Source organism: Citrobacter sp. Cb023 (assembly GCF_030336805.1).
GTDB lineage: Bacteria > Pseudomonadota > Gammaproteobacteria > Enterobacterales > Enterobacteriaceae > Citrobacter > Citrobacter braakii.
The window spans coordinates 156231-168740 of record NZ_JAOWCV010000034.1 but is presented as its reverse complement, the minus strand read 5'-3'; the positions used below and the strand labels follow the sequence as shown (position 1 = coordinate 168740).

7 protein-coding genes are annotated in these 12510 nt (G+C 50.7%); 5 read left to right on the top strand and 2 right to left on the bottom strand.

Annotation, left to right across the window (positions count from 1 at the left end):
- Nucleotides 1-103 precede the first annotated feature (103 nt).
- Nucleotides 104-1228, bottom strand: coding sequence for a porin OmpC (locus OGW44_RS11045; RefSeq protein ID WP_016157015.1), 1125 nt, complete (start codon nt 1226-1228; stop codon nt 104-106).
- A gap of 738 nt (nt 1229-1966) precedes the next feature.
- Between OGW44_RS11045 and rcsD the strand changes: the two genes are divergently transcribed.
- Together rcsD and rcsB are read left to right on the top strand one after the other, a co-directional pair.
- The gene (gene rcsD / locus OGW44_RS11040; protein WP_016157016.1) at nt 1967-4636 is read left to right on the top strand and encodes a phosphotransferase RcsD; all 2670 of its coding nucleotides are present in this window, start codon (nt 1967-1969) and stop codon (nt 4634-4636) included.
- Nucleotides 4637-4652: 16 nt separating this feature from the next.
- Nucleotides 4653-5303 carry a response regulator transcription factor RcsB gene (gene rcsB / locus OGW44_RS11035; RefSeq protein WP_003027592.1) on the top strand — a complete coding sequence of 217 codons (651 nt, stop codon included), beginning with the start codon at nt 4653-4655 and terminating at the stop codon, nt 5301-5303.
- Between the two features lie 111 nt (nt 5304-5414).
- Here the strand turns inward: rcsB and rcsC are convergent, their stop codons facing one another.
- Nucleotides 5415-8261, bottom strand: coding sequence for a two-component system sensor histidine kinase RcsC (gene rcsC / locus OGW44_RS11030; RefSeq protein WP_019077260.1), 2847 nt, complete (start codon nt 8259-8261; stop codon nt 5415-5417).
- A 168-nt stretch (nt 8262-8429) separates the two neighbouring features.
- On the opposite strand from rcsC, the gene atoS reads away from it, so the two are divergent.
- The 3 genes from atoS to atoD all read left to right on the top strand — a co-directional run bounded on the left by atoS (nt 8430) and on the right by atoD (nt 12509).
- Nucleotides 8430-10268 (top strand): two-component system sensor histidine kinase AtoS, encoded by a 1839-nt coding sequence (gene atoS, locus OGW44_RS11025; protein ID WP_032947136.1) that lies wholly within the window; start codon nt 8430-8432, stop codon nt 10266-10268.
- Nucleotides 10265-11650 (top strand): acetoacetate metabolism transcriptional regulator AtoC, encoded by a 1386-nt coding sequence (atoC, locus tag OGW44_RS11020; protein ID WP_049268993.1) that lies wholly within the window; start codon nt 10265-10267, stop codon nt 11648-11650. The genes atoS and atoC overlap by 4 nt, the downstream gene beginning before the upstream one ends.
- Nucleotides 11651-11849: 199 nt before the next feature.
- Entirely contained in the window at nt 11850-12509 is a 660-nt protein-coding gene (atoD, locus tag OGW44_RS11015) for an acetate CoA-transferase subunit alpha (protein WP_016153792.1), read from the top strand.
- Nucleotide 12510 lies beyond the last annotated feature (1 nt).

Genomic DNA, 12510 nt, shown 5'->3' with positions numbered 1-12510 from the left:
TCATGCGAACGGGCGCAAGAGTACACCAAAAATCGTTGTTTGTACGACGAAAAAACGGCATTAAAAAAGGCCCCGCAGGGCCTTTTAACGACATGAGCGCAGATTAGAACTGGTAAACCAGACCCAGCGCTACGATATCATCGGTAGCAATACCTGCTGCCTGGGTAAACGCATTGTCATCCAGCAGGTTGATTTTGTAATCAACATAGGTAGACATGTTTTTGTTGAAGTAGTAAGTCGCGCCAACATCAACATATTTCACGATATCCTGGTCACCGTAGTTGGTGAAGCCATTGCTGATGTCTTTGCCTTTTGACTGCAGGTAAGCCACGGAAGGACGCAGACCGAAATCGAACTGGTACTGTGCCACAACTTCAAAGTTCTGTGCTTTATCTGCGAAGCCATATGCAGCAGTCCGGTTGCTACCGTTAGAGGTACCGAAACGGGTTGCGTTATAGGACTGGGAGTACTGTGCAGCCAAGTAAACGTTGTTAGCGTCGTATTTCAGACCACCGGTATAAACCGTTGCACGGTCACCATTACCGTACACGCCAAGAGCATTCTGATCAGCGGTACGTTTAGAGGTAGTGATCGCACCACCGATACCAAAGCCAGAGCCGAGATCGTAAGTCAGAGAGCCGCCGTAACCATCGCCATTCTGGGTCAGCAGGCTACGACCACCTTCGTTTTCACCACTTACGCTGCCGTTTTTACCCTGGTACTGCAGGGCAAAGTTCAGACCATCAACCAGGCCAAAGAAATCTGTATTACGGTAGGTCGCATAACCGTTACCACGCTGCTGCATGAAGTTGTCCGCACCGTAGGTGTCACCGCCGAATTCTGGCAGGACGTCGGTCCAGGACGTTACATCATAAGTTACACCGTAGTTACGACCGTAGTCGAAAGAACCTGCATCAGCGAATTTCAGGCCTGCGAATGCCACACGCGTCCAGGCGTCGTTGCTGGATTCACTCTGGTTGCCTTGAATCTGGTATTCCCACTGGCCGTAACCGGTCAGTTGGTCGTTAACCTGGGTTTCGCCTTTGAAGCCGATACGCATGTAAGTCTTATCACCATCATCACCTTTGTTATCGGAGAAATAGTGCAGACCGTCGACTTTGCCGTACAGGTCTAATTTGTTGCCGTCTTTGTTATAAATTTCAGCCGCATTTGCTGCGCCTGCTACCAGCAGTGCTGGTACCAGGAGGGACAGTACTTTAACTTTCATGTTATTAACCCTCTGTTATATGCCTTTATTGCTTTTTTATGCCACTGCATACTGATTAAGGTCATTAACCAGTCGGCAACTTCATTCTCCGCAAAAACACAGAATAATCCAACACGAATATGATACTAAAACTTTTAAGGTGTTTCATTTATCGACATAGATGTTTCAAAATATTAATAAGAGGGAACTTTTTTAAAATCAAAAAACAGGCAAAATAAGCACAAATAATCAAGAACTGTTTTAATTAAATTTAAAATCAATAAGTTACATTGAAAATAGTTATAGCACTGAATGACAAAACAAAATCTTCACTCGCAACTAAAATAGACCCGCTATCATCATTAACTTTATTTATTACCGTCATTCATTCATGAATGTCTGTTTACCCCTATTTCAACCGAATGCTTCGCGTTCGGTTTTTTTTTACCCTTCTTTACACAAAACTTACCGTTCTGTGCTACCGATGCAAAACTATAACAACTATTAACTATCTCATTGCGTCGTATTCAGATATAAATCTGATTAATAATTTCTTGTTATTTAATGCTAAATGTATACATTCCGTACAAATATTTGTACCCGCCTTTATCCACTGTACACCTTTGCATTGTGATGGCTGCAACAGAATGGAGCGTAAAAAATGCGGGCCATCCGGCGTGGTGTAAGTGTGGCAATTCATATATTACCCTTTATACTGCCCCATCATCTTTCGCGTCGTTTAACAGGTCATAAACACGAATGAGTCAGTCTGACACAACGGCTTCTACCCGATTCTCCCTGCTACCGGGAAGTATTACCCGTTTCTTCTTATTACTGATCGTTGTGCTGTTGGTGATGATGGGCGTTATGGTCCAGAGCGCCGTCAACACCTGGTTAAAGGATAAGAGCTATCAGATTGTCGATATCACCCATGCCATTCATAAAAGGGTCGATACCTGGCGATACGTGACCTGGCAAATCTATGACAATATTGCCGCCACGGCCAGTTCACCTGGTGCAGAAGGACTGCAGGAAACGCGTCTGAAACAAGACGTCTATTATCTTGAGAAACCGCGCAGAAAGACCGAGGCGCTGATTTTCGGTTCCCATGACAGTTCTACGCTGGAGATGACCCAACGCATCTCAACCTATCTTGATACGCTGTGGGGCGCGGAAAATGTTCCGTGGTCTATGTATTACCTGAATGGTCAGGACAATAGCCTGATCCTTATCTCAACGTTGCCGCTAAAAGATCTGACTTCCGGTTTTAAAGAGTCGACGATTGGTAATATTGTCGATTCACGGCGCGCGGAAATGTTACAACAGGCCAATGCGCTGGATGAACGTGAAAGCTTCTCTTCACTGCGCCGTCTGGCGTGGCAGAACGGGCATTACTTCACGCTACGCACGACCTTTAATCAGCCTGGACATCTGGCAACGGTTGTCGCCTTTGACCTGCCGATTAATGACTTGATCCCACCCGGCATGCCGCTGGACAGCTTCCATCTGGTTCCAGATGCCACGTCAACAACCGAGCATCTGAATGAAAAAGAGTCGCCTGACAGCGTCAGCATTAATTTCAACAACAGTAAAATTGAGATCTCTTCGGCGCTAAACTCAACGGATATGCGGCTGGTGTGGCAGGTTCCGTTTGGCTCATTGCTGCTCGACACCTTGCAAAGCATTCTGCTGCCGCTGTTACTCAACATTGCTTTGTTGGCCCTGGCGCTGTTTGGCTATACCACCTTTCGCCACCTTCCTGCCCGTTCCACCGAAGTGGCACCAAACCTTGCGGCAAATAATGAACTGCGTGTTCTGCGCGCCATCAATGAAGAGATTGTGTCCCTGCTGCCTCTGGGCTTGCTGGTGCACGATCAAGAAGCAAACCGCACGGTTATCAGCAATAAAATTGCCGACCACCTGTTACCGCATTTAAATTTGCAAAACATTACCAGTATGGCGGAGCAGCATCAGGGGGTGATTCAGGCCACCATCAATAATGAGCTGTATGAGATCCGGCTGTTCCGCAGCCAGATCTCATCGAGAACGCAGATCTTTATTATTCGTGACCAGGACCGCGAAGTGCTGGTTAATAAGAAGCTGAAGCAAGCGCAGCGACTGTATGAGAAAAACCAGCAGGCCCGGGCGGCCTTTATGCAGAATATCGGCAGCGCACTGAAAGACCCGGCGAAAACACTTGCCGCTAATGCTGCCGCACTGAATAGCCCGGACAGCCAGAAACTGGCTAATCAGGCAGACGTTCTGGTGCGTATGGTAGATGAAATCCAGTTGGCCAACCTGCTGGAAAGCGACGCCTGGAAAAGTGAATCGACGCTGTTTTCCGTGCAGTCGTTAATTGATGACGTGGTTCCGGAGGTTCTGCCAGCCATTAAACGTAAAGGGCTGCAGCTACTGATTAAAAATCACCTTAGCGCCCATGATGAACGCCGCGGCGACCGCGATGCCCTGCGCCGTATTTTGCTGTTGCTGATCCAATATGCGGTAACCACCACGCAAATTGGCAAAATCACGCTGGAAGTCGACCAGGATGAATCGGAGACTGAACGCCTGACCTTCCGAATTCTGGATACCGGGCAAGGTGTCACGTTGAATGAAGTTGATAACCTGCACTTCCCGTTCATCAATGACACCCAGGGCGATCGGTATAGCAAGGCCAACCCGCTGACGTTCTGGTTATGCGATCAGCTCGCCCGCAAGCTAGGTGGACACCTGAACATTAAAGCGCGGGAAGAACTTGGAACACGTTATATAGTCCATGTTAAAATGCCGCTGCACGATCAACATGCTGAAAGTGAAGAGCGTTTGTTAGATGACGTCTGCATAATGGTTGATGTCACCTCTAATGACGTACGCAGCATCGTATTACGCCAACTGGAGAACTGGGGAGCAACCTGCATCACGCCTGATGAGCGGTTGAATAGTCAAGAATATGATCTCTTTTTAACAGATAATCCGTCTAATCTTACTGCCTCAGGCCTTCTTTTAAGCGATGATGAGTCTGGCGTGCGGAAAATTGGCCCTGGTCAGCTGCGCGTCAACTTTAATATGAGCAATGCTATGCAGGAAGCTGTCCTCGAGCTGATAGAAGAGCAGCTGGCACAAGAAGAGATCCAGGAACTCCCCCTCGGCGGAGATGAAAACGCCGAACTTCATGCCAGTGGTTACTATGCACTCTTTGTAGACACAGTACCGGATGATGTTAAGAGGTTGTATACTGAGGCAGCAACCAGCGATTTCGCTGCGTTAGCCCAAACGGCCCATCGCCTGAAAGGCGTGTTTGCCATGCTTAATCTGGTACCCGGCAAGCAGTTATGTGAAGCGCTGGAACATCTTATTCAAGAGAAAGATGCTCCAGGTATAGAAAAATACATCAGCGACATTGACGATTACGTCAAGAGCTTGCTGTAGCAAGGTAGCCCAATACATGAACACTATGAACGTAATTATTGCCGATGACCACCCGATTGTACTGTTCGGTATTCGTAAATCACTTGAGCAAATCGAGTGGGTAAACGTTGTCGGCGAATTTGAAGACTCCACTGCACTGATCAACAATTTGCCTAAGTTAGATGCTCATGTGTTGATTACCGACCTCTCCATGCCGGGAGATAAATACGGTGACGGGATCACGTTAATTAAGTATATCAAGCGCCATTTCCCGAGCCTGTCGATTATTGTTCTCACCATGAACAACAACCCGGCAATCCTGAGCGCGGTACTGGATCTCGATATTGAAGGAATTGTCCTGAAGCAAGGCGCGCCAACAGATCTGCCGAAAGCGCTTGCCGCGCTGCAGAAGGGTAAGAAATTCACCCCGGAAAGCGTTTCTCGTCTGCTGGAAAAAATCAGCGCCAGCGGTTACGGCGACAAACGTCTGTCACCGAAAGAGAGCGAAGTTCTGCGCCTGTTTGCCGAAGGTTTCCTGGTTACTGAAATCGCGAAAAAACTCAACCGCAGTATTAAAACCATCAGTAGCCAGAAAAAGTCGGCAATGATGAAACTCGGTGTGGAAAACGATATCGCCCTGTTGAATTACCTTTCTTCCGTCACGCTGAGTCCGTCAGACAAAGAGTAATTCTTTTAACATCGACGTGCCTGATGGCACGGCGTTTATCAGGCCTACGAATGACACGATGTTGTGCGTGTTACGTAGGCCGGATAAGGCAAACGCCCCATCCGGCCTCTTTTATTCCCGCGCCTTTCTCACTCTTTCCGCATAGACCGTCAGCGTTTGCTTCAATACATCTAACGTCACCGGCTTAGACAGACAGCTATCCATACCTGACTCCAGACAACGCTGCTTCTCTTCAGCCAGCGCGTTGGCCGTCACGCCGACAACCGGCAGGGTTAATCCTAACTGGCGAATACGCTGGGTCAGACGATAACCATCCATGTTCGGCATGTTAACGTCGCTCAGCACGATGTCGATATGGTTTTTACTCAGTACATTGAGTGCGTCCACGCCGTCATTCGCGGTTTTACACTGATACCCCAACGATCCCAACTGATCGGCCAGTAAACGCCTGTTGATAGGATGATCGTCGACCACCAGAATCATCATGTCATCGTTAGTTGCAGCAACTTTATCCGGGGCTGGCAACGCCGTTGAAAGCTCTTCACTGCTCAGCTCAAGGCTGTAGATATGCGCCAACAGCGCGGGCAGTTCGTGAGGCGATGCCACGCTGTGCACCCACTCCCCGGGCCCCCTTTCCAGCGGAATACCGATATGACGACGGCAGAAAATCACCGCGGCGCGTCCCTGCCACGCCTGCTCCAGCACATCGTCGGCAATCAGCAGGTCATCCGCATCCGGTTGCTGTCCCTCATAGCACTGCACCGTCATCCCGTTACGCGCCAGACTGGATTCAATAAACTGGTACAGCGACGCGTTACGCACCGCCAGCCAGCAACGTTTGCCGACAAGCCCTTCGATACCTTTTTTCAGCGGGTACTGCGCGCCATAAAGCGGAATACGCAGCATAAACTGGCTACCCATTCCCGGTTCAGAATCGACGGAAATATCCCCATCCATCATGCTGATCAGTTTTTCACAGATAGCCAAACCAAGCCCGGTACCCTGGAAATTACGCTGTACGCCGGTTCCCACCTGGAAGAAAGGATCGAACAAGCGGACGACCTCTTTAGCTGGGATCCCAACCCCGGTATCACGCACGCGAATACTGAGATAGTCTTCGTTGCACTGCACGTGCAGCACAATGCAGCCGGTATCGGTAAACTTGATAGCATTACTCAGCAGATTGGAAATCACCTGCTGCAAACGCATAGGATCACCATTGAGCGCCACCGGTACATTAGGGTCGATAAAGCAGTACAACCCCAGCTGTTTGCGAACCACCAGCGGCAGATAGTTAGCCGTAATATGATTCATTACTTCACGCGGTGAAAACTCGCGCGGTTCAATCTTCAGCTGTTCAGATTCAATTTTCGAGAAATCGAGAATATCGCTGATAATTTTCAACAGCAGGCTGGAAGAGTTGTTCATCGCCGTCACCAGGCGATCCACTCCGTTGGGTAACTCTTTGGTTTGCAACAAATCAAGGTTACCGATAATGCCATACAGCGGCGTACGCAGCTCGTGGCTTACCGTCGCAAGGAACATCGATTTGGACTGGCTCGCCTGCTCCGCCGCCTGCGCCATCTCCTGCAACGACTCTTCCATTTTAACGCGCGCGCTGATGTCAACCAGCACACAAATTGCCACGTTTTCATTACGATAGCGCGAGTGCACAAAGCTGATTTGCAGATTGGTATTGTTGCTGGTCAGCACATCAACAAAATTGACCTGCTGGCCGCAGATAATTTGCGTTAACCGTTGCCGGTCTTCATGCGTCAGCATATTGAGATAGGTGTGCGCCAGCTCATTACTCAGGATGTTAATGCCATCTATCGTACGCAGAATACAAATCCCAACCGGCGCAGAAGCCACGATTTTACGGTTAAACTGCTCGTGCTCTTCCAGACGCTGGGCATCGCTTTCCGCAGGAATAAAAATGCGCCGCTCATACATGCGCGTGAGCATAAATAACGCCGCGCCAACCAGCACATTCAGCAGAATAGCGTTCAGGATCATCATGCGGATCCGCTCCAGTACCAGGTCAACCGGTACGGAGTACACAATGCTTAGCGATGACGGTGGCAGGTTTTTCTTCAGCACCAGTTCGTGAAAACCCGACGTATAGCCAAACCAGGAGCGCTCCTGCATCCAGCGAGGTTCAGCCTTAATATTCCCCTCGGGGCCGGTGAGCGAAATCAGCGCATGACCATTTTCATCAAGGATGGTCACTCCCATCGGCAAACTGCCCGGCGTGAAAAAGTTCTCCATGCGGATAGGCTGTTCCACACCCAACAGCGCCTGCAGGCGATTAGCGAGATAAACCGGCGTCAGCGCATAGAAATAGCCTATCCCCGGCCGCGGCCCCTGGCTAATCCAGAACAGGTTATTACCGTTTTCGTCCTGCGGTGCATTGCGATACTTAATAATGCGCTCATGCAGCGCCTTCAACGCCCCGTCACGTTCGACAGGCATATCACGCAGACCGAAATTGGCCATGCAAAGGTTGTCGCTGCCGATCAGGAACACACGATTCAAATCATAGGCCGCGGAAAAGTTATCCCGCCAGTAGCGCATAAACCACGCCAGCGATTCCAGCGAACCTCGCCAGGCGTTGCCCATCACCGAGCAGTCGGAGTCGGCAAACAGCGGCTCGAAGTTTGGCACGGCAGTTTTATCATCCCGCGCGCGCAACGACATCACGCCGTTTTCCGCCGTTAAGCGATTCTCCGCGATATATTTCAGCTCTTTAATCACATCAGAGGTGCGCTGAATGTAACGTTGGGCCTGATCGGAACTGAGGTTAAGCTCCTGGTGAATCTCGGACTCTCTCTGGTGCAGCGCATTCACGATGTAGAAAACGGAGGCAAATGCGATTAGCCCCCAGATCAGGAGCGCCAACGCCCTGAACAGATAGCGTGAGACTTTTAGCGTTGAATGAACGGAAGCAAGGTATTTCAAAGGGGCGAAGCTCCGCCTCAGGGCATTAATAGAGTGTGGTTAAGGTAGCGGTAAATGTCCGGCGTCGCAATGCCCTCTCTTTACGGGAATATGATACACCGCTCTGAAACCATTGTCTTAACCCGTGATAATCGTCGTTTGCCTGAAAAACACTGCACGGATGTCAGAATGCGCGACCTGAGATGGCTGGCTCGTCGGTTATACCCACGACGATTACGCAACCAAATGATCATGATGGCCATCCTGATGGTCATCATTCCGACGATATCTATAGGTTATATCGTAGAAACTGAAGGCCGTTCAGCAGTCTTATCTGAAAAAGAGAAAAAACTGTCATCGGTGATAACCCTGCTAAACGATGCGCTGGGCGACCGCTTTAGTCACTACCCAAATTTGCCGCGTGAAGCACGCATTCGCGCGCTTAATCAAGAGTTGGCCCCCATCACCGAGCGCATTACGCAAGCGTTTCCCGGCATTGGCGCCGGGTATTATCACAAAGCGCTGGATGCCATTATCACCTACGCCCCCTCCGCGCTTTACCAAGGCAACGTAGGTATCACCATCACCGAGGATCATCCCGGACGCGAAGTGATGAGTAGCAACGCACCTGTGGTCTATTCCGGGCGACAGGTTCGCGGCGACATACTCAACTCGATGATCCCAATAGCGCGCCAGGGAGAGGTTATTGGGTATATCTGGGCCAATGAGCTCACCGAAGATATCCGCCAGCAGGCCTGGAGAATGGACGTCAGGATTATTGCCGTACTGGTTGCCGGGCTCATCTGTAGTCTGCTGCTCATCGTGCACTTCTCCCGCCGACTCAGTGCGAATATCGACATCATCACCGATGGGCTTTCCACGCTGGCACAAAAAACCCCTACCCGACTGCCTGAACTCCCCGGCGAGTTGGGACAAATCAGCCGTAGCGTCAATGCGCTGGCACAAACGCTACGGGAAACCAAAACCCTTAACGATCTGATCATTGAAAATGCCGCAGATGGCGTGATCGCCATCGACAGGCAAGGCGACGTTACCACCATGAACCCGGCGGCAGAACAGATAACGGGCTACACGCTGCATGAGCTGGTCGGACAGCCCTATGCGACGCTCTTTGCCAATACGCAGTTTTATAGCCCGGTACTGGACACCCTTGAGCACGGTACTGAACATGTGGCCCAGGAGATTAGCTTTCCAGGACGAGAACGCACCATTGAGATCAGTGTAACCACCAGTCGGATCCATAACGCACACGGCGAGCTGATTGGCGCGCTGGTTATTTTCTCCGATTTAACCGCCCGTAAAGAGACCCAGCGTCGACTGGCGCAAACCGAAAGGCTTGCCACCCTGGGTGAGCTGATGGCCGGCGTCGCGCATGAAGTGCGAAACCCGCTGACTGCAATTCGTGGCTACGTCCAGATCATCCGCCAGCAAACCTCGCTGCCGGAACATCAGGAATATTTATCTGTTGTGCTGAATGAAATTGATTCCATCAATAAAGTTATTCAACAACTGTTAGATTTCTCTCGCCCACGACAAAGCCAGTGGCAACAGATTCGGCTCAATGCGCTCATTGAAGAGACGCTAATCCTGGTGCAAACCGCTGGCCTGCAGGCACGGATCGCCTTTACAACGGAATTAGATCCCAGCCTGCCGCCGATCGTCGCCGATCGCGAGCTTCTCAAACAGGTGATCCTCAATATTTTAATCAATGCGGTGCAGGCGATCGCTGCGCGAGGCGAAATTCGCATCCGTACCTGGCAATACTCGGCCTCGCAACAGGCCGTGATGATTGAAGATAATGGCAACGGTATCGATCTCGCCATACAGAAGAAAATATTCGATCCCTTTTTTACGACAAAAGCATCAGGCACCGGTCTTGGACTGGCGCTGAGCCAGCGCATCATCAACGCACATCAGGGGGATATCCACGTAACCAGCCAGCCTGGCTGCGGGGCGATATTCACTCTGATTTTACCTCTTAACCCGCAGGGAAATCCGTCAGAATGAAAACGACCTATCGTATTCTCATCGTTGATGATGAAGAAAATGTTCGCCGTATGCTTGCCACCGCATTTTCCCTGCAAGGGCATGAGACACATTGCGCCAGCGACGGGAAAGCCGCGCTGAGCCTGTTTAGCGAAACGCAGCCAGACGTGGTGCTGATGGACATTCGCATGCCGGAGATGGACGGTATCGACGCGCTGAAAGTTATGCGCACGCAGCAACCACGGATCCCCGTCATTCTGATGACCGCTTACGCTGAAGTAGAAACCGCAGTAGAAGCTTTACGTAGCGGCGCATTCGACTACGTGATTAAGCCCTTTGATCTCGACGAGCTAAGCATGGTGATTCAACGCGCATTGCAACTGCAGGAGATGAAACAGGAAATCCGCAATCTGCATAAAGCGTTGACCACCAGCTGGCAGTGGGGACACATTCTGACCACCAGCCCGCGTATGATGGATATCTGTAAAGACACGGCGAAAATCGCTCTCTCCCAGGCAAACGTGTTGATTAGCGGTGAAAGCGGCACAGGAAAGGAGCTGATCGCCCGCGCCATTCACTACAACAGCAAACGCGCCAATGGCCCATTTATCAAAATTAACTGCGCGGCCCTGCCGGAGTCGTTGTTGGAAAGCGAGCTATTTGGTCACGAAAAAGGCGCGTTTACCGGGGCACAGACATTACGCCAGGGATTGTTCGAACGCGCTCATCAGGGAACTTTATTGCTTGATGAAATTGGCGAGATGCCGCTGGTGCTGCAGGCCAAGCTGCTGCGCATTTTGCAGGAGAGAGAGTTTGAACGCATCGGCGGGCACCAGACCATTCGCGTTGACATTCGAATCGTCGCCGCCACCAACCGCTGTCTGCAAACGATGGTGAAGGAAGGAACGTTTCGCGAAGACCTGTTTTACCGGCTCAACGTTATCCATCTGACTTTGCCGCCCTTACGCGAGCGTCGTGAAGATATTGCCTTATTAGCAAACCACTTTTTACAAAAATTCAGCTCTGAAAATCAGCGGGATATTATCGAGATCGACCCGACGGCGATGTCGATCCTCACCGCCTGGCCCTGGCCCGGTAACATTCGCGAACTGTCAAACGTCATCGAACGTGCAGTCGTTATGAATACCGGTGCGGTGATCTTTGCCGACGATCTCCCCGACCCGTTGCGCAACCCGGTTAGCGCCACAACAGAGGCAAAACCGACTTACTCCGGGGAACGCAATCTGAAAGAAGAGATTAAGCGTGAGGAAAAACGAATTATCCTCGAAGTCCTCGACAATCAGGACGGCAATCGCACCCGCACGGCGCTGATGCTGGGAATTAGCCGTCGCGCTTTAATGTATAAATTACAAGAGTACGGCATCGACCCATCGGGTTCCTGATACGCAAATTTGCTATGCAGAATTTTGCACACTGCGCAAAATTCTGCATAACCCCTCGTGGTCTCCTTTCACCAAGACCACAAAAATAAACCAATAAATTCAATCAACTAAACATTAATACGTTTCTTTAGTCATTCTGGCACCCTGCTTGCAATTCCCTGAGCGTACCCAAAATGGAGTATGCAAAAAGGGAAACATAATGAAAACAAAACTGATTACCTTACAAGACGCTGCGGGCTTCTTTCGTGACGGCATGACCATCATGGTCGGTGGTTTTATGGGCGTTGGCACACCACCTCGTCTGGTTGAAGCCCTGCTGGAGTCCGGCGTCAGAGATCTGACGCTGATTGCTAACGATACCGCCTTTGTCGATACCGGTATCGGCCCCCTGATCGTCAATGGGCGGGTGAGCAAAGTGATTGCCTCGCACATTGGTACAAACCCGGAAACCGGTCGTCGCATGATTGCCGGCGAGATGGATGTACAGCTGGTTCCGCAAGGTACCCTGATCGAGCAGATTCGTTGCGGCGGCGCGGGTCTTGGCGGCTTTCTGACCCCCACTGGCGTTGGCACCATCGTGGAAGAAGGCAAGCAAACCATGACGCTTGAGGGTAAAACCTGGCTGCTTGAACGCCCATTACGCGCCGATTTAGCGCTTATTCGCGCCCACCGCTCTGACATGCTTGGCAACCTCACCTACCAGCTCAGCGCCCGTAACTTTAACCCTCTGATTGCCCTCGCCGCTGATATCACGCTGGTCGAACCGGACGAAATGGTTGAAACAGGGGAGCTGCAGCCTGACCAGATTGTGACCCCCGCCGCCGTTATCGACCATATCGTCATTCCACAGGAGAGCTAAT